The sequence below is a fragment of the Methylobacter sp. genome (genome assembly GCF_030680395.1).
Taxonomy (GTDB): domain Bacteria; phylum Pseudomonadota; class Gammaproteobacteria; order Methylococcales; family Methylomonadaceae; genus Methylobacter_A.
Map to the genome: position 1 here is coordinate 209,293 of NZ_JAUXVR010000009.1, position 25,006 is coordinate 234,298.

The 25,006-nt window shown below is 50.2% G+C and carries 19 protein-coding genes; 15 read left to right on the top strand and 4 right to left on the bottom strand.

From position 1 onward, the window contains the following. Positions 1-6: 6 nt before the first annotated feature. From Q8L79_RS05955 to Q8L79_RS05995, 9 genes are all read left to right on the top strand, one after another. Positions 7-1,848: an ABC transporter ATP-binding protein gene (locus Q8L79_RS05955; protein ID WP_305268939.1), complete on the top strand. Its 1,842-nt coding sequence runs from the start codon at positions 7-9 to the stop codon at positions 1,846-1,848. A gap of 62 nt (positions 1,849-1,910) precedes the next feature. Next, positions 1,911-3,179, top strand: coding sequence for an alginate export family protein (locus Q8L79_RS05960; protein ID WP_305268941.1), 1,269 nt, complete (start codon positions 1,911-1,913; stop codon positions 3,177-3,179). Positions 3,180-3,533: 354 nt separating this feature from the next. After that, positions 3,534-5,012, top strand: a complete 1,479-nt coding sequence (locus tag Q8L79_RS05965) for a NarK family nitrate/nitrite MFS transporter (protein ID WP_305268945.1) — start codon at positions 3,534-3,536, stop codon at positions 5,010-5,012. A gap of 147 nt (positions 5,013-5,159) precedes the next feature. Then, entirely contained in the window at positions 5,160-6,896 is a 1,737-nt protein-coding gene (locus Q8L79_RS05970) for a bifunctional protein-serine/threonine kinase/phosphatase (protein WP_305268948.1), read from the top strand. A gap of 416 nt (positions 6,897-7,312) precedes the next feature. Then, the gene (locus tag Q8L79_RS05975) at positions 7,313-8,122 is read left to right on the top strand and encodes a formate/nitrite transporter family protein (RefSeq protein WP_305268951.1); all 810 of its coding nucleotides are present in this window, start codon (positions 7,313-7,315) and stop codon (positions 8,120-8,122) included. Between the two features lie 86 nt (positions 8,123-8,208). After that, a complete protein-coding gene (gene cynS, locus Q8L79_RS05980; RefSeq protein ID WP_305268954.1) occupies positions 8,209-8,652 on the top strand; it encodes a cyanase in 444 nt (147 codons plus the stop codon). A 44-nt stretch (positions 8,653-8,696) separates the two neighbouring features. Continuing rightward, entirely contained in the window at positions 8,697-10,418 is a 1,722-nt protein-coding gene (locus tag Q8L79_RS05985) for a bifunctional protein-serine/threonine kinase/phosphatase (RefSeq protein ID WP_305268957.1), read from the top strand. Positions 10,419-11,171: 753 nt separating this feature from the next. Then, positions 11,172-12,059, top strand: a complete 888-nt coding sequence (locus Q8L79_RS05990; protein ID WP_305268959.1) for a GAF domain-containing protein — start codon at positions 11,172-11,174, stop codon at positions 12,057-12,059. Next, entirely contained in the window at positions 12,044-13,147 is a 1,104-nt protein-coding gene (locus Q8L79_RS05995) for a sigma-54-dependent Fis family transcriptional regulator (RefSeq protein WP_305268961.1), read from the top strand. The genes Q8L79_RS05990 and Q8L79_RS05995 overlap by 16 nt, the downstream gene beginning before the upstream one ends. A 407-nt stretch (positions 13,148-13,554) precedes the next feature. Here Q8L79_RS05995 and ltrA read toward each other — a convergent pair whose 3' ends face one another. Next, positions 13,555-14,883: a group II intron reverse transcriptase/maturase gene (gene ltrA, locus Q8L79_RS06000; protein WP_305268964.1), complete on the bottom strand. Its 1,329-nt coding sequence runs from the start codon at positions 14,881-14,883 to the stop codon at positions 13,555-13,557. An 865-nt stretch (positions 14,884-15,748) separates the two neighbouring features. On the opposite strand from ltrA, the gene Q8L79_RS06005 reads away from it, so the two are divergent. Then, positions 15,749-16,081: a putative quinol monooxygenase gene (locus Q8L79_RS06005; RefSeq protein ID WP_305268967.1), complete on the top strand. Its 333-nt coding sequence runs from the start codon at positions 15,749-15,751 to the stop codon at positions 16,079-16,081. 191 nt (positions 16,082-16,272) lie between these two features. Further along, entirely contained in the window at positions 16,273-16,893 is a 621-nt protein-coding gene (locus tag Q8L79_RS06010) for a lipid-binding SYLF domain-containing protein (RefSeq protein ID WP_305268970.1), read from the top strand. Between the two features lie 216 nt (positions 16,894-17,109). Here Q8L79_RS06010 and Q8L79_RS06015 read toward each other — a convergent pair whose 3' ends face one another. Further along, on the bottom strand, positions 17,110-19,044 hold the full coding sequence (locus Q8L79_RS06015; RefSeq protein WP_305268973.1) for a triacylglycerol lipase: 1,935 nt from the start codon (positions 19,042-19,044) through the stop codon (positions 17,110-17,112). A 659-nt stretch (positions 19,045-19,703) separates the two neighbouring features. Here Q8L79_RS06015 and Q8L79_RS06020 point away from each other — a divergent pair. The 4 genes from Q8L79_RS06020 to Q8L79_RS06035 all read left to right on the top strand — a co-directional run bounded on the left by Q8L79_RS06020 (position 19,704) and on the right by Q8L79_RS06035 (position 24,372). Beyond that, a complete protein-coding gene (locus tag Q8L79_RS06020; RefSeq protein WP_305268975.1) occupies positions 19,704-19,907 on the top strand; it encodes a hypothetical protein in 204 nt (67 codons plus the stop codon). A 220-nt stretch (positions 19,908-20,127) separates the two neighbouring features. Beyond that, positions 20,128-22,494, top strand: coding sequence for an arylsulfatase (locus Q8L79_RS06025; protein ID WP_305268978.1), 2,367 nt, complete (start codon positions 20,128-20,130; stop codon positions 22,492-22,494). 139 nt (positions 22,495-22,633) lie between these two features. Further along, positions 22,634-23,494, top strand: coding sequence for a DUF2092 domain-containing protein (locus Q8L79_RS06030; protein ID WP_305268981.1), 861 nt, complete (start codon positions 22,634-22,636; stop codon positions 23,492-23,494). Then, positions 23,491-24,372: a hypothetical protein gene (locus Q8L79_RS06035; RefSeq protein ID WP_305268983.1), complete on the top strand. Its 882-nt coding sequence runs from the start codon at positions 23,491-23,493 to the stop codon at positions 24,370-24,372. Before Q8L79_RS06030 ends, Q8L79_RS06035 begins: the two co-directional genes overlap by 4 nt. A gap of 157 nt (positions 24,373-24,529) precedes the next feature. Here the strand turns inward: Q8L79_RS06035 and Q8L79_RS06040 are convergent, their stop codons facing one another. Together Q8L79_RS06040 and Q8L79_RS06045 are read right to left on the bottom strand one after the other, a co-directional pair. Next, on the bottom strand, positions 24,530-24,730 hold the full coding sequence (locus Q8L79_RS06040; RefSeq protein ID WP_305268986.1) for a hypothetical protein: 201 nt from the start codon (positions 24,728-24,730) through the stop codon (positions 24,530-24,532). After that, a partial coding sequence (locus Q8L79_RS06045; protein ID WP_305268989.1) for a transposase occupies positions 24,731-25,006 on the bottom strand: 276 nt, incomplete at its 5' end.

Consider the following 25,006-nt stretch of genomic DNA (forward strand, 5'->3'; position numbering starts at 1 on the left):
GCCGTGATGTCCGTCGTAAATCTTAACATTGTGAACACGCGCACGCAGAACAAGTCGCCTGCGCCATCGAATGACGCCCATCAGCCTTTACTGGAATTAAAAGCTGTCTGCAAAAGCTATGGCGCGACATCCATACTCAACAACATCAACCTGAGCATTAAAGAAGGCGAGTTTATCGCTATCGTCGGCTTTTCCGGCAGCGGCAAAACCACGCTGATTTCAACCATTGCCGGGTTAATCCAGGCCGATAGCGGCGAGGTGCTAAAACAAGGCCAACCGATTACCGAACCGGGACCGGATCGCGGCGTAGTGTTTCAAAACTACTCTTTGATGCCGTGGCTGACCGTGTTTGAAAACGTGGCATTGGCGGTGGATGAAATTTTTAAGGACTGGCCTGCCGAACAACGCAGAGCGCATACCGAAAAATACGTCAGGATGGTTAATCTCGGCGCGGCCATGGATAAAAAACCCGCCGAACTTTCCGGCGGCATGCGCCAACGGGTCAATGTCGCCAGAGCCTTGGCCGCCAATCCCGATATTTTGCTGCTCGACGAACCGCTCAGCGCACTGGATGCGTTGACGCGCGGCAACTTGCAGGATGAGATTTTGCAAATCTGGGCGCAGGAAAAGAAAACCGTCATTCTGATTACCAACGATGTCGATGAAGCGATTTACATGGCGGATCGGGTTATCCCGCTTAATCCCGGCCCCGATGCGACCTTCGGCCCGGATTTTCATATCAATATCGAACGCCCCAGAGACCGGACGGCATTAAACCATAACGCCGAGTTTAAAAGATTACGCGCCGAAATAACCCGTTACTTGATGGATATCGGCATCGAAAAAAATCTGGGCTCAAGCGCTGATAAAATCGTCCTCCCTAATGTTAAACCCAATACCAGTAATGACTGGGATCGTGAGCGTCCTGCCGTTGCCGCGCCTGCTCCCGACAGTCTTACGGCATACACACCATCCCTGGCAATTGCCGAGACTGCTCCCGGCAGTCTTACGGCATACACACCATCCCTGGCGATAAAACCGGCGCAGGATGATTTAGCCCGTCCCCGTTACGTGGAATTTTCACAGCTGTCTAAAATCTACCCGACCCCCGACGGCAACAGCACGGTTAAAGTCGTGGACGGCTTCGACCTGAAAATGAAAAAAGGCGAATTCATCTCGATCATCGGCCATTCCGGCTGCGGTAAATCGACAGTGTTATCGATGACCGCCGGTCTAAACAGCGTATCAGAAGGCGTTATTATTTTAGATAACAAGGAAGTTTCCAGCGCCGGACCTGATCGCGGCGTGGTGTTCCAGGCGCCCAGCCTGTTTCCCTGGTTGACCGCGTTTGAAAACGTCATGCTGGGCGTTGATAAAGTCTATCCGCACGCCTCCAAATCGGAGCGTGACGACATCGTCGAATATTATCTGACCCGCGTCGGCTTGGGCGACTCACTCCGCAAAAAAGCCGGTGACATGTCCAACGGCATGCGCCAACGGGTCGGTATTGCCCGCGCCTTTGCCTTGTCGCCCAAACTGCTGTTGCTGGATGAACCGTTCGGCATGCTGGATTCCTTGACCCGTTGGGAATTGCAGGAAGTGTTGATGGAAGTCTGGGAAAGAACTCATGTCACCGCCATTGTGGTCACCCATGATGTCGATGAAGCTATCCTGCTGGCAGATCGGGTGGTGATGATGACCAACGGCCCGCACGCCAAAATCGGCAAAATAGAAAACATTGATTTACCTAGGCCGCGCAGTCGCAAAGCCCTCCTGGAGCATCCTGACTATTATAAATACAGGGAAAGCATATTGAGCTTTCTCACCGAGTGTGATCATACTCATTAATAGCAGGACGATTCTCGAAAAACATTATCAACAATCGCGTTACTTCAATAAAAGGAGGCTTTATGCCGCAGAAAAAAACCAAACATCCCTTGTCCTCAGCTTCACTGCTGGCACTCTCTGTTGTGAGTGGATCGGCCTTGGCCGACATTAACCAGAAAGTTGAAGACGCGCTCAATTTCTATCATTACGGTAAAAATGGCGCAGTCAAGTTTGACCTGAACACTCGCTGGGAAAACGTCGACCAAGACAGGGGCCCGCAAAAAACAGCCAATGCCGTCACCTCGCGTTTACGGGCTGGTCTGCTGTCGCCGGTATTTCATGGTATTCAAGGTTATGCCGAATACGAAGGCAATCTTGCCATGGTGGAGGACTTCAATAGCTTACGCAACGGCAATACCGGTTACTCAACGATTCCCGATCCCGAAAAAAGCGAACTCAACCAACTCTGGATCAGCTATGCCGGCATCCCCGATACGTTAATTAAAGGCGGACGGCAACGCATCAAGCTTGATGACGACCGCTTTATCGGCAACGTCGGTTGGCGGCAGATGGAAACGACTTTCGATTCGGTGTTGCTCACCCACAACAATCAGCAGATTTTCGGCCTGACCGTTAATGCAGGTTATATCGGCAACGTACAAACCTTTACCGCCACAAACGAACACATCGAAGCCCCGATTCTTAACGTCAACTATAAAGTCGGCGATTACGGCAACCTGGTCGCTTACGGCTACTGGCTGGATTACACCGAGCGGGAAAACTATGAAAAATCGAGCCAAACCTATGGCTTGCGCATGAGCAACTGGCAAAAACCGGGGGATTCGCTCAAACTTAGCGATAACTACGGCTTGGTGTATACCGCCGAATGGGGACATCAGGAAGATTACGGGCACGGCGCGACCAACTATGACACAGACCGCATCAACCTGATGGGCGGCTTTACCGCTTATAACTTTACTTTCCAAGGAGCAGTGGAACAACTTGACGGCAAGGGGGTCAATAAAACGTTTGATACGCCGCTAGGCACCAACCATGCATTCCAAGGCTGGGCCGACTTATTCCTGGTTACGCCTAGAGACGGTATTCGCGATGTATCCGGTGCCGTGTTTACCACTCTGGATCGCGGCAGTGTCGTATTAAGCGGGATTTATCATGATTTTACCGACGATACCGGACGCTTTCATTACGGTAAGGAATATGATTTCTCGGCGCTTAAGAAATTCGGCAAACATTATTCAGTGTTAGCCAAATACGCTTATTACGATGCGAATACCTTTGGAGGAACAACCGATACTCAAAAAATATGGATACAAGGAAATATAAATTTCTAAAATTTACCGTTTTTCTTTGCACCAAAATAATACACTTCCTGGCGCACCATGATAATGCATGACGCATTATTATGGTGCTTGTTTGTCCTTTCCTTTCAGTTTTATAGTGTTCAGCCCCTTGCCATACATTATCTATATAGATCCGGGTAAGAAATGCGGACAATACAGCAGGCGAGCGATGCAAAAGTAAATACCGCTGAACATAAGCTTATTTAAAGCGCCTTCTTTTGGTGCTTTATGCCCTCAATTTCCAACTGCCTGCACCGTAAATAAACAGTATTGCGACGGTCTCAGTCTATATGGCATGCAACATGCTTTTGCTAATCCAGTAATCTTTATAACTGGAAATCTATCATGTCATCTCAACGCCTTAACCTGCTCTCCTTTTCGGGAAAAACCAAAATTCTCCACATGACGTGGATGGCTTTTTTTATCAGCTTTGTGGTGTGGTTTAATCATGCGCCTTTAATGATGGTGATCGCTAAAACGCTGGGCATGAACAACTCGGAAATAAAAACCATCTTAATCCTGAATGTCGCCTTGACCATTCCGGCGCGCATTGTGATCGGTATTCTGGTCGATAAATTCGGCCCTAAACGCACTTATTCAACACTGTTGGCGGCAGGTAGCATTCCCTGTTTTATGTTCGCTTTTGCCACCAGTTTTGAACAACTGGCCCTGGCCCGTTTCTTGTTAGGCTTTATAGGCGCCGGTTTTGTGATCGGCATACGCATGGTTGGCGAATGGTTTCCGGCCAAACAAGTGGGTATTGCCGAAGGTATTTACGGCGGCTGGGGAAACTTCGGTTCAGCCGCTGCGGCTGGGGCCTTGCCTGCTCTCGCACTGATCTATGGCGGTGACGAAGGCTGGCGCTATGCGATTGCAACGACAGGCGCTATTTCACTGATTTATTCGGTCATCTATTTTTTCAGCGTGTCCGACACGCCCAAGGGTTCGACTTACTTTAAGCCTAAAAAAGCCGGGGCGATGGAAGTCACCAGTATCTGGGACTTGTTCTTCTATATTCTGATGAGCGTGCCTTTGTATGCCACCTTGAGCCTGTTAACCTGGAAATTATCGCCAACCGGCGCCAACCTGTTATCGAACGCCGCCGCCCTCTGTATTTATATCGGCATTTGGGCTCTATTCCTCTATAACGTCTATAAAATTATCCACGTCAACGAGGAACATCTCCAACACCCGATAGAGGAAATTCATAAGTACAAATTCAAACAGGTTGCCATTCTGAATCTGGCGTATTTCATTACCTTCGGCTCGGAATTAGCCGTTGTTTCGATGTTGCCGCTGTTTTTCTTCGATACTTTCCACGAGTCGCATGGCATTACCATGGTCGAAGCAGGCTTGCTGGGAGGTAGTTTTGCCTTCATTAACCTGATTGCGCGGCCTGCAGGCGGATGGGTCAGTGATAAATTCGGCCGTAAATTGTCGTTAAGCATTTTTGTCTTGGGCTTGTCGGCGGGTTATTTCTGCATGTCGCTGATTGATTCGGAATGGCCCATTGCCTTGGCGGTATTGATAACCATGGCCTGCTCTTGCTTTGTATCCGGCGGCTGCGGCGCCGTGTATGCGATAGTTCCGTTGATTAAGCGGCGCATGACCGGACAGATTGCCGGCATGGTCGGCGCTTACGGCAATGTCGGCGGCGTCCTGTTTCTGACCATATTATCGTTCGTCACACCGGCGGTATTTTTTGTGGTCATCGCGGCGGTGGCGTTATCGGTGTTGATCGCCGTACAGTTTATCGATGAACCGAAAGGCCACATGGCCGAAGTTCAGGAAGACGGTACCGTGGAAATGATTGAGTTGAATTGAATCGGATGAAATATTCAGTCCATTAATGTAAATAGATTAATTCACCACGAAGACACGAAGGGCACGAAGTTTTATCTTGTTTTTTCTTCGTGAACTTCGTGCCTTCGTGGTGATATGCCTTTTGTACCCGGATATAAACTATAAACCATGCCCAAACCAACACTCAAAGTCAGCATCGGCTATGCCAGCGATAAAGGCATCAAGCCGGATAATGAAGATTTTTTCGGTTCGTTAATACCGGAAGGCCCGCAACTGACTCATAAAGGCATAACCGTTGCCATTGCCGACGGCATGAGCGGCAGTGACGCCGGGAAACAGGCCAGCCACTGCTGCGTCGTCAGCTTTCTAAGCGATTATTACAGCACCCCCGACTCCTGGTCGGTCAAACATGCCGGACAAAAAATTCTTTCCGCGACCAATTCCTGGTTATACAGTCAGGGGCAAAGCCGCTATGAATCGACCAAAGGCATGGTCAGCACGCTTAGCATTATTGTCCTGAAATCGACCACCGCGCATATTTTTCATATCGGCGATTCGCGCATTTATCGTTTACGGCAGGGTAATTTTGAGCAGATAACCCGCGATCACCGCATCTGGGTTAAAGAAAAAAATTACCTTAACCGGGCAATGGGCATAGAACCGCATCTGGAAGTCGATTACCGGGCGCTTTCTTTAGAAACAGGCGACCTGTTTTTAATGACCACTGACGGGATACACGACTTTATCGATGAAAAAACCCTGAAAAAACTGCTAGACCAAGATGCGGACTTAACCCTGATTGCCGAAAAAATCATGCAGCAGGCCGAAGGCAACCACAGCGATGATAACCTGACCTGCCAACTGGTCAGAGTCGATGAACTGCCCGAGGCCGACGAAGACGAGATTATTCGCCGCCACACCAACCTGCCATTTCCGCCCCCGTTGGAACCCGGCATGGTGATCGACGGCTACCGGATTGAATCGGAATTGCATGCCAGTAAGCGCACCCAGATTTATCGGGCATTCGATACGAGAACCGATACGCAGGTTATTTTGAAGACCCCGTCTATTCTCTATGATGACGATCCCCATTACATAGAACATTTTCTACATGAAGAATGGGCGGGGAAACGCATTCGTCACGAAAATGTACTAAAAATCCTCAGCCCTAACCGGGAAAAAAGCTGCCTTTATTACGTCACCGAATTTCTCGAAGGACCGACACTGAGACAATGGATAAGCGCTAATCCCAAGCCTGATATTAAAGAAGCCAGGAAAATAGTTGAACAGATTGCCAAGGGACTGCGCGCTTTTCATCGCATGGAAATGCTGCATCAGGATTTGAAACCCGAAAACATCATGTTCGATAACAACGGCATCGTTAAAATCATCGATTTCGGCTCGGTTAAAATCGCCGGTATCGCGGAAATTACGCCACTGGAACACAGCGGGGCGGACAACGTACTCGGCACCTTAAATTACACAGCGCCTGAATATCATCTGGGGCAGCACGGCACGGTAAAATCCGACCTGTTTTCACTGGGCGTCATCACTTATGAAATGCTAAACAGCGCCCTGCCTTTTGGTCAGGATATGCCTGAAAAGCCCAACAAAATGAACCTGGCAAAACTCCAATATATACCCAGTTTTCATCACAATGCCATGGTTCCGATCTGGATTGACGGTGCCTTAAAAAAAGCCACCGCAATAACCCCGCAATTTCGCTATGACGATTTATCGGAGTTTCTCTATGACCTGTCCACGCCCAATCCCAGGTTTTTGAGTGCTGAAGAGGCCATCCCTTTAATACAACGCAATCCGTTATTATTCTGGAAAGGCTTGTCGATAATACTGCTGTTTACAAATTTGGTTTTGATGTATTTTTTGGTGGACGGGAAAAACTGATATAGAAATTTAGAACTCTATTTTGCTCGATTTATCCCATTTTGGTGCATATGCCATTCATTTCAGTGCAAAGAATCCGGCGCTGTTTTAGCTAAAGTCTCGCTGAATCACGCTAAGTAGTTGGATTAATATGATTGGCACAATCTATGCTCTATTCAGAAAGATGGTGCAATGGCGCATCCTCTCTTCCCTTCAACAACGGCGTTGAAAAATCGCTTATTTTAAATAGGCGGAGATAACTTTACTCGTCTGTTGTTCACGTCTTGATTTCAATTAGGCCGCTACAAAGAACGAGTAAAAAACGCTCGTTTCAAGGGGATCGACAGCTTGCAAAAAACAGGCTTAATTAAACGAATCAAGGTGTTTTTGATCCGGCACCTCTATTCGTTGTTTATCTAACTTTTTAAAGGTGCGTTATGTCCTATCTGATTCCTTCAGAATTTGTCACAAAGATGGTCGATGCGGGTGAATCCAAAATCTTCATGTCAACCAGAGATACCTTGATCAGGGCTTATATGGCCGGTGCGATTCTGGCGTTGGCTGCGGTATTTGCGGTCGCTGTTGCTGTCCAAACGAACTCTCCAATTTTTGGTGCAATTTTATTCCCCGTTGGTTTTTGCATGCTGTATTTGCTAGGCTTCGATCTTCTGACCGGTGTTTTTGTTTTAACGCCGCTGGCATGGCTTGATAAGCGCCCAGGCGTGACCATTAACGGTATTTTCAGGAACTGGGGCTTAGTCTTTACAGGTAATTTTCTGGGAGCGTTAACCGTGGCGGTTATGATGTCCATTGTCTACACCTACGGTTTTTCCGTTGCACCTAATGATGTGGGCATAAAGCTGGCCGGTATCGGTGAAGCGCGTACGCTGGGCTATGCAAAATATGGCGTGGCCGGCTGGTTTACGATCTTTATCAGGGGCATGCTGTGTAACTGGATGGTATCTACTGGTGTGGTTGGAGCGATGATTTCCACGTCCGTTAGCGGCAAGGTGATCGCCATGTGGATGCCGATCATGCTGTTCTTTGGCATGGCCTTCGAGCACTCGGTCGTGAATATGTTTCTGTTTCCAGCCGGTTTGATCATGGGAGGAAATTTTTCGATTATGGATTACTTTATCTGGAATGAGATTCCGACTGTTTTGGGCAATCTGATTGGCGGGCTTGCGTTTACCGGATTGACCCTATATTCCACGCATATAAAAACCGCGCCTAAACGTACCTTTTAATTAATCCGAATTAAAAAATAGAGTCTCAGCCCATAAGTGGCTGAGGCTTATTAACAATCACCGTTTAATGTGTAAAAGAGTTCATCATGACACGCAACGAAGTTACCGAATTGATCATCATCCACAAACTGCGCAAACAACTGACATGGCCTCAACTGGCCGATGCCATCGGCCAGAGCAAGGAGTGGACGACAGCCGCCCTGCTGGGACAGATGACGCTTAACGCCGAACAGGCCGCCAAGGTCGGTGCTTTGCTGGAGTTGCCCGCCGATGCTATCGAACAACTGCAAGTTGTTCCCTACAAGGGTTCTCTAGTCACCGCGGTACCGACCGATCCGTTGATTTATCGTTTCTACGAACTGGTCAACGTCTACGGCACCACCTTTAAAGCGCTGATTCACGAAGAGTTCGGTGACGGCATCATGAGTGCCATCGATTTCAGCATGGATCTTCAACGTGAACCCGATCCCAAGGGAGACCGCGTCAAGATCGTGATGAGCGGCAAATTTCTTCCTTATAAAAGTTACTGAGCGTTTTAGCCCTGTGATTGGCTGCGCCCGTCCGGCTTGAAAAAATGTCCGGTCAATTAGAAATCTCCGTAGGCCAATATTCCGACAAAGGCCGTAAGGAAATCAATCAGGATTTTCACGGCGTTTATATCCCCAAGGAACCGCAGTTGAGCTCGAAAGGCATTGCTATTGCCCTGGCCGACGGGATCAGCAGCAGCGATGTCAGCCATATTGCCAGTCAAGCCGCTGTGACAGGCTTTTTGGAAGATTATTTTTGTACTTCGGAAGCCTGGTCGGTAAAAAAGTCGGTGCAGCGGGTTTTGACAGCAGGCAACTCATGGTTATATGCCCAAACCCGGCAAAGCCGGTATTGTTACGATAACGACAGAGGCTATGTCTGTACCTTAAGCGCGATGGTCATCAAATCCACCACCGCGCATATTTTCCATGTCGGCGATACACGGATCTACCGCTTACGTAACAATGACCTGGAACAGCTCACCGACGATCATCGGCTTTGGGTTTCGCAGGATAAAAGCTACCTTAGCCGCGCCTTGGGGATAAGCTCCCATCTTGACATTGATTATCAAGCCCTGCCGGTGACGACTGGCGATATTTTCCTGTTCGCGACCGATGGCGTTTATGAATCTGTCAGTCCGCGTTTTATCGTCCATACCGTCAACCAGGCCGGGGATGATCTCGATGCCACGGCCAAAACGATCGCCGATGAAGCTTACCGACAAGGCAGTACGGATAACCTGACGATCCAGATCGTCAAGGTCGAAAACTTACCCGGACAGGATGCCAATGAGCTTTACCGCTCGTTAACCGAGCTACCGTTCCCGCCTGTATTGGAAGCGCGGGCTCTGTTTGACGGCTACACCATTGTCAGGGAGTTACATGCCAGCAGCCGCAGTCACATTTATCTGGCGGTAGATGACGAAACCGACTCGCAGGTCGTTATAAAAACCCCTTCCATCGACCTTCGGGGCGACCCGGCTTATCTGGAACGCTTCCTGATGGAAGACTGGATCGCCCGGCGTATCAATAATGCGCATGTACTCAAACCGTGTGCACAGACGCGCAAACGCAACTTTTTATACGTCGTCACGGAATTCATTGACGGACAGACCTTGACGCAGTGGATGATCGACAATCCGAAACCGGACCTGGAAACCGTGCGAGGGATTGTCGAACAAATAGCGAAAGGCTTAAGAGCTTTTCACCGGCTGGAAATGCTGCATCAGGATTTGAGACCCGACAATATCATGATCGATAGCACCGGCACGGTAAAGATCATTGATTTTGGTTCTACCAGAGTCGCGGGTATTATGGAAATTGCCACACCGCTCAGGCACAACAATATACTTGGCACCGCGCAATATACCGCTCCGGAGTATTTTCTGGGGGAACAGGGTTCCGAGCGTTCGGATATGTTTTCATTGAGTGTGATCGCTTACCAAATGCTGACCGGCAAGCTGCCTTATGGCGCCGAAGTGGCTAAATGCAAGACAAACGCCGCGCAAAACAAATTAATGTATGACTCTATGCGTTATGAGAATCGCGAAATTCCGGCCTGGGTTGATGACGCCATCAGGAAGGCAGTGCATCCGAACCCTTACAAGCGTTACGAAGAGCTGTCCGAGTTCATATTCGATCTGCGTCATCCGAATCAAGCGTTTCTAAACAAGACTCGCCCCCCTCTTTTGGAACGAAATCCGGTGGCTTTCTGGAAAGGCGTTTCCTTTATCCTGACCATTATCATCGTAGTATTATTGAATAAGTAATCAAGCAAATTGCTTGTTGCTATCATAATGGCAGTGCGTTATTTGCTCCAATCCCGCCTGTCAATGAAGCTAAAAATACTTTCTTTGAATAGCGGATCAAAGTCAGATACCTGTCGGTGGCGAAAAAAGATACATTTCAGCAAATTAGCCGCCAACCATCTGATCATGATATTGAATGCTGTAATGGCAAACAAAAATAGCCTCCCATTCAGGCCGCATTTCTAAAAAAATCCCGTTCGAATTCGAGTGGAGATTGATACCTCAATCTTTTAGTGCGATCGGCGACCCTTGTAAAAAGTCAAATAATCGATCACGCCCAGCGTCGCAGATGCTTTAGTCAGTTAAGTTACTTATTCTTAAAGCTGTAAAAAAACGTTATGCTCCCAACTGTCATCTTTTGTCCAGCAACGGCTCATCGACACGGTGATCGGTCAATTGACTGAACGCTTTAATATCGCTTAGGTTCGTACCGGAGACTTCTAACATTCGACCCATCGCTTTGTTCGCAAATTGCCGGTCCATACCGTGGCGTTTTTTTGAACACTGGCCTGCATCGGGAGCCTTTGCAGTGTGAAGGATTAGTCCAAACTTAAAGGTGAGCATCGCGTATATATCGGCATTTTGAATACGATGGAAGTCGCACATGTGATTAATCAGCAGCTGGAAAGTGTGCGCTGAACGATTTATTCAGACTCTTTAAGCTACCCGATCATTGCATCATTCCGTTCAGTTAAAAACATAGAATATATTTGGATGAGCCATAAAAATAACAATAAACTGATCGGACTGGAAGACCTTCTGAAGTTTCAGTCTTTGCTGGCGGAACTTTCCGCCAAGTTAATACGTGTCTCACCCGACATGGTGGATCATGAAATTCAAGAGGGTCTGTGCCGAATTGCCGAAAATCTGGATTTGGATAGTGTCAGCATAGGCCTCCTCACAGCGGATGGCCAAGACTTCTACTCAAGATACCAGTACTCCAAAACCTCTGTCAAAGCGTGGCAGGATGCTTCCTTAATGGCCGAAGGTCCTTTGCTGACGCAAACAATCCTGGCGGGTAAACCCTTCATCATGCATGACGTGGATAAATTACCTCCCGAGGGCGCAGTTGATCGGGAAAGTTTCTTACGTTACGGAATACGAGCCAATTTAGCGTTTCCTTTCATCGTAGGAGGGCGCTTGTGTGGTGGCATCGGCTTTGCTTCGATACACCCGCGCCAGTGGCACGATGACGTGGTGCGAGGCCTTGGACTTATGTCCGATGGATTTGCCAATGTTTTGGAACGCCAATATGCCGTACAAGCCCTCCAATCCAGAGAGGAGCAAATGCGCCTAGCCGCCGACGCTGCTAACGTCGGCCTTTGGGTTTGGAATATTCGGCAGGATACGATCTGGGTAACGGATAGAGCCCGAAAACTTTACGGTATTGAGGATCACGATACACTGAACTTGCAACGGTTTTTGGACTGTCTCCATCCAGAGGATAAACAACGGGTCAGAGAAACATTGCAAAGGATATTGCCCGGCGAAAGTGAGTTGCGGGATGAGTATCGCGTAGTGCATCCTGACGCCAGTGAACACTGGATCTGTGCCAGTGGCCGTTGCCTCCTTGGCGCTGATGGTCAATGGGGGCCAGTCTGAATATCACCGAGATCCGGCGCACCCAGTTGGCGCTCAAGCGGTCCAACATCGACCTCAGCACCGCGCTTGAAGAAATTATTAGCCTTAAAGACCAGTTACAGCAGGAGAATATTTACCTGCGCCACGAAATATCGGGGCATCAGGATTTTGGGCAAGTCATCGGTGGTAGCGCGACCATGCGAGGTATTTTGACGCAGATCGAGCAAGTCGCACTGACTCCGGCTACGGTGCTTATCCTGGGCGAAACCGGAAGCGGTAAAGAACTATTGGCAAACGCTATTCACGAGGCCAGTCCGCGCAAAAACCGGTCGATGATTCGAGTGAACTGTGCAGCCATTCCTGCCGCGCTGATAGAGAGCGAACTGTTCGGGCGTGAGAAAGGCGCTTACACCGGCGCGCTTTCCAAGCAGATAGGACGCTTCGAATTAGCCCACGGTTCAACCCTTTTTCTCGATGAGGTCGGGGAGTTGCCGCTGGACTCCCAGGCCAAGCTGCTACGGGTGTTGCAGGAAAAAGAAATCGAGCGTTTGGGGAGTCCGAAGCCGATCAAGGTGGACATCCGGATCATCGCCGCTACTAACCGAAACCTCTCGCAGGAAGTGGTCGAGGGGCGTTTTCGCGAAGATCTCTATTACCGTCTGAACGTTTTCCCCATCCAGGTACCGCCGCTCCGCGATAGGCGGGAAGACATCCCCAAATTGGTCGAGATCTTCATCCAAGAGTTTTCCAGAACCATGGACAAATCGATTGATGTCGTGGCCAAAACCAGTTTGCAGGCTCTCTGCAATTATGATTGGCCGGGCAACATTCGTGAATTGCGCAATGTCATCGAACGGGCTGTGATTCTTGCCACAGGTCCAGTGCTCAAAATCAACCTGCCCTGCGACGCGTTGACCACGACGAGGCCTGCGAAATCTAATTTGCTCTCGCTGAAGGAGGTTGAATGCGAGCATATTCTGCGCGTATTGGAAGTCTGCGGCTGGCGAATTCGCGGTCAAGGCGGTGCGGCTGCGATTCTTGGACTCAATCCCAGTACACTCGAAAGCCGCATGGCTAAGCTTGGCATTCGCCGGCCGTCTTCGTCCTAAAGCAGCTTTCTGGTAAATACTCTGCCTCGGGTTACCCGGAGTGCTTTTCTGCTTAGAAATGAGCACGAAACAATTTGAACAACTCGCGGCGTAAGTTTTCAGCGGGAGCGGAAGCTTCGTCTGCAAGCGCAAGCAAAGCCTGCACTCCAGCTATTGGCAACTTGCTCAAGTTATTTCTTGATTAGCAAGATGCTTCAGCTAGCACCGTCATACTGGCAGGGATGCCAGTATCCAGAGCCAGGGATGGTAACTTTCCGATACCGCTGTGGCATGATTTAGGCTTGATGCCAAGCCATAGCCTCACATCCATGTGACTGATAGGGGTAGAGAAGAGCCTCTCGACTCTCCCCTCCCTCCGAACCGTGCGTGCGGTTTTCCCGCACACGGCTCTCCAGTCGAGAATTTCCTCATCGGGATTGACGAGCCGTACTATGAGCCTCTTTCATGGTGAAAAGCCCAAGGTTAGCAAAATACGCATTTGGCATAAGTTGACTCAGGTGTATTGAACGTCCAAAACCCGATTGTCCGGTTCTTTGTTTATTTCTTAGGCTTCGCAAGCGTCGCCTAATGAAACCGTCAATCTTTGGAAACGTCCATTCATGAGCGTGTTTAAAGTAGTTGAACCAGCCTATAAGCATAGGATTAAGGTCTTTTATTATCGTTTCCATGCTGTCACCACGCGTCCTTTTGGTCTTGCTTCTGATTTTGTCTTTTAACGCTTGCAGACTTTTCTTTCTCACCCAACGTTTACCCGCCTCAAACCTATAACCCAGAAATTCAAAACCTTGACCTTCTTCCAAACAATTACCCACATGGGTTTTGTCTGGATGCAAGGTCAAACCCCTGTCATTGACCCATTGCTGAACCAATTCCAAGGCGTTTTGAGCTGCTTCCCGGCTTTGACAGAGAATCACAAAATCATCCGCATACCTAATCATCATGTAACCTGCTTGCACCATCTTCTTATCCAATGAATGCAAATACAAGTTAGCCAACAACGGGCTAATGACCGCCCCTTGTGGCGTTCCCGCGTTGGGTGTCCAGCGTTCCAGTCCAGCCAAGATGTCTTGTTTCAAATACGCTTGTATCAGTTTCAGAACTTTACCATCGCTAATGAGATTTTCAACTTCAGCCATTAGCGGCGCATGAGGAATGGTATCGAAGAAACTTTTCATATCCGCATCCACTACCCAGGTTTGCCCTGCTTTCAGGCATTCATCGACTATTCTTAGCGCATCTTTACAGCCTCTTTGTGGTCTGAATCCGTAACTGTGTTCGACAAACTCGTTCTCAAAAATAGGTTCAATCACCCTTTTCAGAGCTGTTTGCACAATTCGGTCTTTAACCGCTGGAATTCCAAGTGGTCGCTCTCCACCTCCTGCTTTAGGGATAAACACCCGTTTGACCGGAAGTGGTTGATAACTACCTTCCTTTAACGCTTGTTGAAGCTCTTGCAAATAATGCTCCTGCTTCAGTGCAAAACGTTCCACACTCATCCCGTCTACGCCATGACTGCCCTTGTTTCTTTGCACTTGTTGCCAAGCCGCTTGTAAGGTTGCCATCGCATACACTTTATCCATCAAACTAAACCATTTGCCGCCTTTTACGCCGTTTTCCAGCGCTGTCAACATCGGTTTCGTCCATATTGATGCTTCTACCCACAACCAACGGTCATAGATGTCTGTTTCTTGTTTAGTTGTTTCCAACACTGACGAAATAGCTTGTCTCAACTGCATAATATGGTTTTCTCCTATTTCTCTTCCTGCCCCCCTTCGCTCGTCACGGCTTTGCTAACCGTGATTTCTTCAGTCTATTGGACGTGTAACAGAGATGGGTTTCACACAACGTCTTGTTGTTGGAGATTTTTTTTCCGCTTCTCCAGGGAGCGAAATTTTTTTTCTCTGCAATCTACTGAGTCACTACTATAAGGGCTCTGACTCCTGCCACCGTCACCTCAGCGGCAGGTCTCCCCACTTACTTCAACTTACCTTCCAGACATTCCGCTCCCAACCACTTGGTAGGCCCAGTTATCGTTTCATTCGCCATGACAACGTAACTGATGATTTTCAGGCTTCATCATGGAATCGCAGACTCGCCGCCTTGCCCTGCCGAATCGGATTCGTTATCCTACGGACTGCCTTTTCGCTTCCAGTTGCTCTCCACCCCATTTCACAATGACGCAGTTACTTTCAGCTACGGCGTTATGGCATACGCCGACAGGGACTTTCACCCTGTTGATAAGTTGCCCTTGTGGGCGCACGATTCCGGCATCCCTGCCAGAATGACGAGCTTTTTGGCGCTAGCTGAAGCAGCTTGCTAATCAGGAGTTATTTTGTGCACATTCCTTAGTAAATATTTCGGCAAGCTCAACCCGAACGGAATACCGAGTGGTCTGACAGCCGGATTAAATTCGGTCTCCGTCGTTGCCTATCGTCATCAAAGATGCTCATTTTCGTGTAATCCACGAAATACCGGAGATCACCCGCTTATTTCCAATAAGCTTATTTTCCCGGAATTATATGCAAGCAATTGTTTTTATTTACACTTTTTACTCTTCTTGACTCTATTTTATATTGGCACAATTGCTGCTCGTATTAAATCATGATTGAACTACACCTCGTTCTCAAGGTTACCCCCGGTAAAACTCGATCGATGATCGACGCGCTGCAAGCACTTGCCAAAAATGCGGGTGCTGCACCTGGTTGCATGGCGGTCGAGGTTTACAAGGCGGTTGGCGAGCGAGGCAGCATTTGCTACGACGAAATTTGGGAATCGGAAACGGTGCTACGCAACATGATTGTATCCCGGCATTTCAGCCAATTGGCCTCTTTGATGGAGTTATCCTACGAGCCACCGGATTGTCAATTCCGGTTCATTAGCAAAACGCTAGGACTCGAATTTGCCGAGCAAGTAAGGGGGTACCCTCGCGACTAACAGAATGCGATCGGAACCATACTTTATTAAACCTTTGGCTCAGAAAATGACTGATAAACAGGCATAAATCGTCTGCCTTTTTCCTGGCTTTGAGTTTATCGATGGCTGGATAATCGAGAAGTTATTTCAAGCCATATTCCTAAGTAACCGAACCAGCTTTTAAACCACTATACATCACCAAGGAACGAACTATGAAAACTCTGCAATCCATATCCGGCATATCACTTCCAGTCTTAAAGCGTCCATATTTCAGACCAGGCATGTGTCTGTTTCTGATGGTACTAACGATGCTGACCGGCTGTCAGTCCACCGGCGGCTCCCAGTCTGACTCAATGGCCAACGCCGCCCAGATCGATCACCAAGTCACTGCCGCACTGGCCAGACTTTACGAAACCACGCCTGCGGCCAAGTCTCTGGCGGCAAATGCCAAGGGGATACTGGTGTTTCCGAACGTGATCAAGGCCGGTTTTATCGGCGGTGCCGAATACGGCAAAGGCGCCATGCGTAAAAAAGGCCGAACCACCGGTTACTACAACATCGTTGCCGGATCTTACGGCTTACAGGCCGGGGTGCAGCAATCCTTTGGCTATGCGATGTTTTTCATGAACGATGGCGCACTGGCCAGCCTCGATAGTGATAGAGGATTTGAAGTCGGCGTGGGACCGAATATCGTGGTTCTGGATGAAGGCATGGCCAGGACAGTCACCAATACCACGCTACGCGACGATGTCTATGCCTTCGTATTCGGCCAGAAAGGCTTGATGGCCGGCCTGGGTTTGCAGGGTTCCAAAATCACCCGGATCAATCCTTGAATGAGGAGATCCGAGTGTATTTGTTCAAAACCAGCCGTTATTTAAATGCACCCCATTTTTTTTAACAAGCGGGAAATTTAAAGATGACAGGTAATATCAATTGTTTCCGGATCGCTAACAGCGGTGGCGACACCGCGAAGCATCGGTTTCTGCGTTGTGCAGCTATCCATCCCTGGCACCTTATTGGTGGAACCGGGGCGCCTTATCCACGATTTCTCAATGTGCATTTAGCACATTCTGAGCTGCCAAGTGTTCCAGCAGAATACGTCGAACTTCCTCGATAACCTCGGGCTGACCTTGGCAGGAATGATCCCAGCGAACCACTTTCTCCGAAATCGCCTCCTCGATGTGGGCGCTTTGATAAGTAACCACCCCGTCATCCCCTTCTTCCTTGGGTCCGTCACCTTTGACTGCGATGATCGAGTGCGCCGGTATTTGAGGCGGAATCGGTATGGCTGCCAGTATCTTCAGGCCCGGATTATTTGGATTCATATTGTCGATTGCCGTCGGCAGTCTATCCAATATCGCAGTTAATTTTTCGTCGCCTGTGGCGGTAGCGGCTTCAGCAATGCCACGGATCACGGTTTGGGGTAGGGTAACGAATCTGGCGGCAAGACCCGTCACCCATTGTCGGGCTGCCAGCATGGCGCCGTGATGAGGCGTGGAGATGAATATCACCCGTTTGACGAAGGGTAAGGGTTTGAAAAACAAGGAGCGCTGCAACAGCGCCCGTGTTTCGGGATCGACATGGATTTCGTCGAACGATTTGTTGCTGATATTGTTCCAAAAGCGTACTCCGTTATCGATCGCCGTCATTTTGGTCAGCAATCCACCTTGACTGTGGCCGACGACCACCATGTTTTGCAAAGCCGGATCTTTACCCTCGGGATCGAACTCGTGCAGCGCATTCGTCAATGCACCCCGCAATAGGCCGGCCGAATACGAAATCGGATTCCCGGAGTCGTAAAGAAAGAGCCAGATTTCAAATTTCTCGCGGATACGGGGGTCGCCTTCGAGTTCGTTTATTAACTCGGCCCAGCGTGCAGGACTCGATGCTGTGCCGTGTACCAGAACCAGTGGAATCTTGCCGGTTCGGTAGGGATGGAGCGTAAACAAACCGTCCTGAGTCCGATCTTTGAGAAGCTGGCCTGTGATCGTACCGCCACTCAAAAAGTTGGAAATTTCCAGGGCATACAGCGGACTGTCATTCAGCTGGTAAGCAAGCGCTGCGGTGGGGTCGGATTCGATAGGTTGTTGTTTGCCATCAACGTTGATAGTTCTGACTCGATCATTTGCGTATACCTCAAGCTGAGCATCAAGTTTTCCGCCGGCCAAACCGGCTCGCGCTTGCCTGAAACGTAATATCGCAGTGACCGGCACCTTGGTGCGGGGGCCGAGGCGCTCCGAACCGACTACTTTAGCCGATGCCGGTCCGGTCGAAATGCTCGCTGCAAGGGCGGCACCCAGTCCCGGGCTGCGATAGCGGTTTCTCAAGCCTCGAATGGCGAGGGATGTCGTTGAGACGAACCGTTCCAGCTGGTATCCGCCCCACGATAGTCCTGATTTGTCGAGTGTTATATTCAATGTCCCGAACGGGAGTTTGTATTTTCCAGGTTTTAGCTGAACTTCAATCTCTTCGCCCTCTCTTGAAGTCGCCAAACCTTGGGCGAGTCCCTGATTATACAAGTCATAAGTCAACCGAAGTCGAGGGTCGGAAGCTGCAAGTTGAACACCACTGTCGTCACCCGGAAACAACAGCGACCAGGCATAGACCGCCGAAGCCAGGAAATAGCTTCGATCACCGGTATTTTTGGCGTGCAACAATGACAGTTCAGCCAACGCGAACAGTTGGTTTTCGTCGCCCACGGGTTCAAGTCCTGCATGCAGTTCAGCCAGCACTACCGCCGGTTCGGTCTCGAATCGGTCCATCAGTCCATTTCGCCTGAGTACCGTTTTTGAAGCCTCGGAGGGTTGACCCGCCGAGAGGGCGCTGACTGTATTCAGCTGATAACCCGTCTGGATGGATACTGGCTTGATGCCCACCGGGGTAGCACAGCCCTGGACTACCAGCGCGATCAAACTGATTACGATCAGTTTTGAAAAGTCGGCAAAGATGTGGCTTTTTTTGAGTGAAAAGGCAAATTTTGTCATGCAAACAGGCCTATTAAAAGTGGTTTAGGGCGGATTAAAAGACTCGGGTAGCTATCCAGGTGTATTGGTCGAATACCCACTTTTCAAAATCTCTTTATTTTAAAATAGCGAATTTCTATCTATTCGCCAAATTTTTTCAAAATCAGCTCAAGATATTTACCAAAACCCCGGATAAATCCATAGCTGAGTCACGAAAACTAATAGGCTGCTATTCGACGAATATGAATGTCGAGGTATTTTCATGCGTCTTTATTTCATTTAACCGGTTTTTCGGGGAATCCACGAAATATCGGGTTATTTTGAAAAAGTTTATTTGATGACTTTTCTTTAAATGAAATCTATCTATCTATTTAATATGGTTTTTTTGTCTTCATTCAAAATAATCCAATATTGGCGCATTTTATGCTGACCTATTAGGCATGACCGGACTGCATCTACCACTTAAAGTCGCGCCAAAGGATCTAGTACTCAGTCAATTCTATTTTGACGGGTAAAAGTAAATCCGTTCGTCCTGAGCCTGTCGAAAGCCTGTCATGAGCTTGTCGAATGAGATGAGCGGATTTACGCTGAGCTAAACAATCTTTACACGACATAACAAGACTGACTGAACACTAGGTTTCAAACAATAACCCAACTTTAATTTATAGGGACAACACATTATGAAGAGTTATCAATTTTTTCCGGTGATGCTGGCTCTAATCGCAGCCGCTATGGGCTGCAGTTCGATTCGCACCGGCACTAATGACGTTAAAGCCATGGCCGTAGAGCCCGCAGCTGATGCCGGTTTTATTCAACATCCCGAGTTGCAGAGCAAACACGCCGATTTACCGTTTCAAAAAATCCGGATCACTGCCATTACGTAGGAGCGGGCCGCGCCCGCGATGATGAAGCGCAACTTATAAATTACGGCCCCAATATCGCGGGCATGGCCCGCTTCTACAGCGCTTAACTTAACGCCATTGAGTCAGGCCGCATTCACACGACAGACTGTAGCAACGGTGTGTTCAGGCTTCGGGAAGTTATTCCCTGCCAACTCCCGACCCAGCCATCCTTGAAAAGTTTTCCGAACAAAGGACAGAAAATATGAACAAGTATTTATTGGTAAATGCGAGTGTACTGACGTTGGCATTGATACATAACCCAATGGCTATCGCCAAAACCAAACCTGCCAACGGTGACGGTCCCGATCGCACGATTCTTCCCCTTGCCGAACCTAAAGTTGCGGCCGTCAAGGAACTCGATGTCCGTAACGCCAAGGCGCCGCCACGTTTCGAAGTGAAAGCGCCGAACGGCGCGCCCAATGTGTTGCTCGTGCTCCTTGATGACTTGGGCTTCGCGGGAACCAGTTCATTCGGCGGCCCGGTCAGCACGCCATCCTTCGAGCGCATTGCCAACGAGGGCGTGCGTTACAACAACTTCCACACCACCGCCGTTTGCTCGCCGACGCGCGCAGCGCTCAAAAGCGGACGCAACCATCACGTCAATAACATGGGCGCGATTATCGAGACGGGGACTGCTTTCCCCGGCAACACCGGACAGATTCCCAACAACGTCGCGCCGGTCGCAGAGATGTTGCGTTTAAACGGGTATGCGACTGCAGCGTTCGGCAAGTGGCACGAGACGGCGGCTTGGGAGGCCAGCATGGCGGGACCTTTCGACCGTTGGCCGACTCGTCAGGGTTTTGACAAATTTTACGGATTTCTGGGCGGCGAAACTAACCAATGGGCGCCGTTCATCTATGATGGCACTCATCAGGTCGAACTGCCGAATGATCCGAGCTATCACTTCATGACCGACATGACCGATCAGGCCGTTGCCTGGATCAAGTATCAAAAGGCACTGACCCCTGAAAAACCGTTCTTCACCTATTTCGCGCCGGGCGCGGTGCATGCGCCGCATCATGTACCGAAGGAATGGATCGCGCGTTGGCAGGGCAAATTTGATCAGGGTTGGGACAAGATGCGCGAACAGATTCTGGCGCGGCAGATTGAAAACGGCACTGTGCCCAAAGACACTAAACTCGCGCCAAAACCCGAGGCGATTCCGGCATGGGATTCGCTGTCGGACGACGAAAAACGGCTCTTCGCACGTCAGGCGGAAGTGTTCGCGGGCTTCGTTGATATGACCGACCATGAAGTCGGCCGGGTTATCAAGGCCATTGAAGATACCGGCCAGCTCGACAACACCTTGGTTGTCTTCGTGTACGGCGACAACGGCACCAGTGCCGAGGGCGGCCGCAACGGCATGTTCAGCGAGATGACCTATTTCAACCATGTGCAGGAAACGGTACCGGATATGCTCAAGATGCTGGATAAATGGGGTAGCGCAGAAACCTACCCGCACATGGCCGCCGGTTGGGCGGTTGCGTTCGACACGCCCTACCAGTGGACCAAGCAGGTTGGCTCGGATCATGGCGGCACCAAGGTCGGCATGGCCATTCGCTGGCCGAAGGGTATCAAGACCAAAGGCGAACTGCGTACACAGTTCCATCATGTCATAGACGTTGCGCCGACCATCCTCGAGGCCGCCGGTCTGCCTGAACCCAACGTCGTGAACGGCGTCAAGCAGCGGCCAATGGACGGGGTCAGCATGGCCTACAGCTTCAATGATGCCAAGGCGAAAGATCGGCATACTACCCAGTACTTCGAGATGTTCGGCAACCGGGCCATCTACCAGGACGGCTGGTATGCCCGCACTATCCACAGAGCGCCCTGGGAGATGACGCCGCGCCGACCGCTCGCCGAGGATATCTGGGAGTTGTATGACACCCGAACCGACTTCAGCCTGATCAACAACTTGGCCGGGCAGCAAGCGAAGAAACTAAAGGAAATGCAAGCCCTGTTCTTGAAAGAAGCGGAGAAGAACAACGCGCTGCCTATCGATGATCGTGTGATTGAGCGCGTCAACGCGGAGTTGGTAGGCCGCCCCGACCTAATGGCCGGACGTACCTCACTAACGTTGGCGCAAGGCATGACCGGCATGACCGAGAACGTATTTCTCAACATCAAGAACAAATCCAAGACCATCACCGCCGAACTGGATATTCCGGAAGCGGGCGCCAATGGTGTCGTCATCGCCCAGGGCGGACGCTTTGGCGGCTGGAGTTTGTATGTGAAAGACGGTAAACCGGCCTACACCTATAACTTTCTAGGTCTGAACAGTTATACCGTCAGCGCTCAGGAAGCCTTGCCAAAAGGCAAAACCAAGCTGGTATTCGATTTTGCTTACGACGGTGACGGTTTGGGCAAGGGCGGCAAGGGCACCTTGTCCGTCGATGGCCGGAAACTCGCGCAAGGTCGTATCGAAAAAACCCAACCCATGATCTTCTCCGCCGATGAGACCGCTGATGTGGGTATCGATGACTCTACACCGGTGGTAGCCGGAATAGGCGAAGGTGCGGCTACGCGCTTTACCGGCAAGATCGAGAAAGTCACGGTCGAAGTGAAATGATGCTGAAAAGGTTTGGGCGTCGATGCACGGCAATCATAGCTTTCGTATACCACGCCCGGATTTATCGGTGACTATCGACACACCCAATGCTTACGATGAAAACGCAATTTTTAACGCCATCACCTAAAGGAGGTGACCAATGACTAAAATGCTACAAACGGGAATACGTAACGCGCTATGCGTAGCGGTTCTGGCAACGCTTGCCGGGTGTGCCGAAAATCAGGCCGTGACTCAATCGCAGACATTGGCGTCGCAGGCAGCCATACCTCAAGCGGCAGGGCCGGAGCCTGTCGAAGCCAAGGACATTCTGCTGCGTATGGCGGGTTATCTCGCCAAAACTCCGAAATTTACCGTTGCCATGAGTGATAACTACGACACCTTGCAAGAGTCCGGTCAAAAGATCGAATTTGGCGAGAAGCGCAAGATTAGCGTCAGTCGGCCCAACGGATTGCGCGTTGAAATCGAGGAAAGTCATGGCGAAAAACACCTATTTCTCTATGACGGCAAGGATATGACCGTATTCAATCCCTCGCAAAACGTTTATGCGCAAACGGCCAAGGCGGGAGGCATTGATGAGGCGGTTGTTTATCTTCTGAAAGACCTGCATATGCGCTTGCCGCTTGCCGCGCTCCTGCTTAGCCGGTTTCCCACGGAAATCGAAAATCGCACCCAGGCCGTGGACTACGTTGAAAAAACCTCGATTCACGGCGTCCCTTGCCATCATTTGGCCGGTCGTACCGAAACCGTGGATTATCAGGTCTGGATTCAAGAAGGCGCTCAACCCTTACCGCTGCGTGTCGTGCTGACCTATAAGCATGCCGAGGGGCAACCGCAGTTTAGGGCGCAATTTTCCGATTGGAATCTGGCACCGGAAGTCAGCGATGTCGAATTTGCATTCACGCCGCCCGGGGACAGCCGGAAGATTGCCTTTGCCGCGCAATTATCAAGCATCATTCCTGCCGGGAAAGAAAACCCGGAACAAACCGGAGGTAAACAATGAACATAAAACTCAATTCGATGGTGACGGCAATGGCTGCCACATTGGTGATATTCACGGGCTCGGCAGATGACGTCCTGGCGCGTGGCGGTCGCGGGGGCAGCGGCTCGGTTCAGGGTGGGGGCGGAAGTTTTTCCCGTGGCGGCGCAGCAGCAAGCGGCAGTTTTTCGTCCAGCGCCGGGCGCGGCTCGATGAGTGGCGGTAGTTCGGCGGCTTCGGCCTCGATGGCATCCAGTCGCTCACAGGCCGCCCAAACCGCTTCCGCAAACAGGTCCCAAACTGCGCAGTCGGCTTCAGCGAACCGGTCGGCAAGCGCTCAGGCTGCTTCCGCGAATAAGGCGGCGACCCAGCAAAGCAGGCAATCTACTTCCACGACCAATCAGGCCCAGCGTCAGGATTATTCGGCCCAGGGCCAGGCACAGCGGCAGGCGGCCACGTCCCAAAACCAATCGCAGAGGCAGAATTACTCGAATCAAAACGTCCAGACGCGACAACAAACCGCTCAGCAGTATCAGGGAGCCTATCGACCACCCGCTGGCGGTTACTATCCGCCTCCCCCCTCCGGCTACTACAATAACAACAGTAGCAATTGGGACGATGGCGAAGTCGCCGCTGTAGCGGTGGGTTCCGCGGCTATCGGGGCGGTTGCCGGTTATGCCGCCGGTCAATCGAATTCTTCGCAAAGTACGTCTTCAGCGCCTGCACCCTCAACGACTGTGGTTTATTCAGCACCGCCTCCTTCCGGTAACGGAGGACTACCCTGTACCCCGAACACATCGGTGGTCAAAGGCGTGACTTACTATCAATGCGGGACCAGTTGGTATACCCAGGCCTATGGCAGTGGGGGCGTTATGTATATGCCGGTACCGCCTCCGCATTAGGCTCATCGATTTAGGAGGTAAGTCATTGGACCGGATAGATTGTTCGGCCCAAACCTTCTCGCCCGTTGTGGGGTCGTCAAAAAAATAGCTTAGAGATGCTCATGTCAAAACAAAGCGGTTCGCCAATCATCACAGGAAGTTTCAGACTAGTAGTCAGTCACGATGAAGTACCAGGATAAAGCCGCGCCAGCTTCCGCCGTGCCTGTTGAGTGGTAAAACGCCAATTGACGGGGATAGCCTTCACATTACGCTCGCGGACATTAGCTTCAACTTCACGGCGTAGACGCTCTTTGTCCGGTATCCGCTGCGACAGGCATATGTTCGACAAGACGGCCAATTCGATTTCGGCGATGTTCAATCAGCTGCCGTGCTTGGGCGTGTAGTGGAACTCCAGCTTGCGTGCCAAAGTTCGCGCTTGCTCGGCGGGGAAAGCCTCATACAAGGACGCCACTTTATGGGTATTGAGGTTGTCCAGCACGACACGGATCACGGCGGCTTCAGGATAGAGTTCGGCCACATGTTTCATGCTGTGGGCGAAGTCGATTTTGGTGCGCCGATCGGTGACGTCCACTTGGCGGAATCCCTGTTTGGGCTCGCAGATCATCATCAAATCGCATACCCCTTTGCGTTCGTA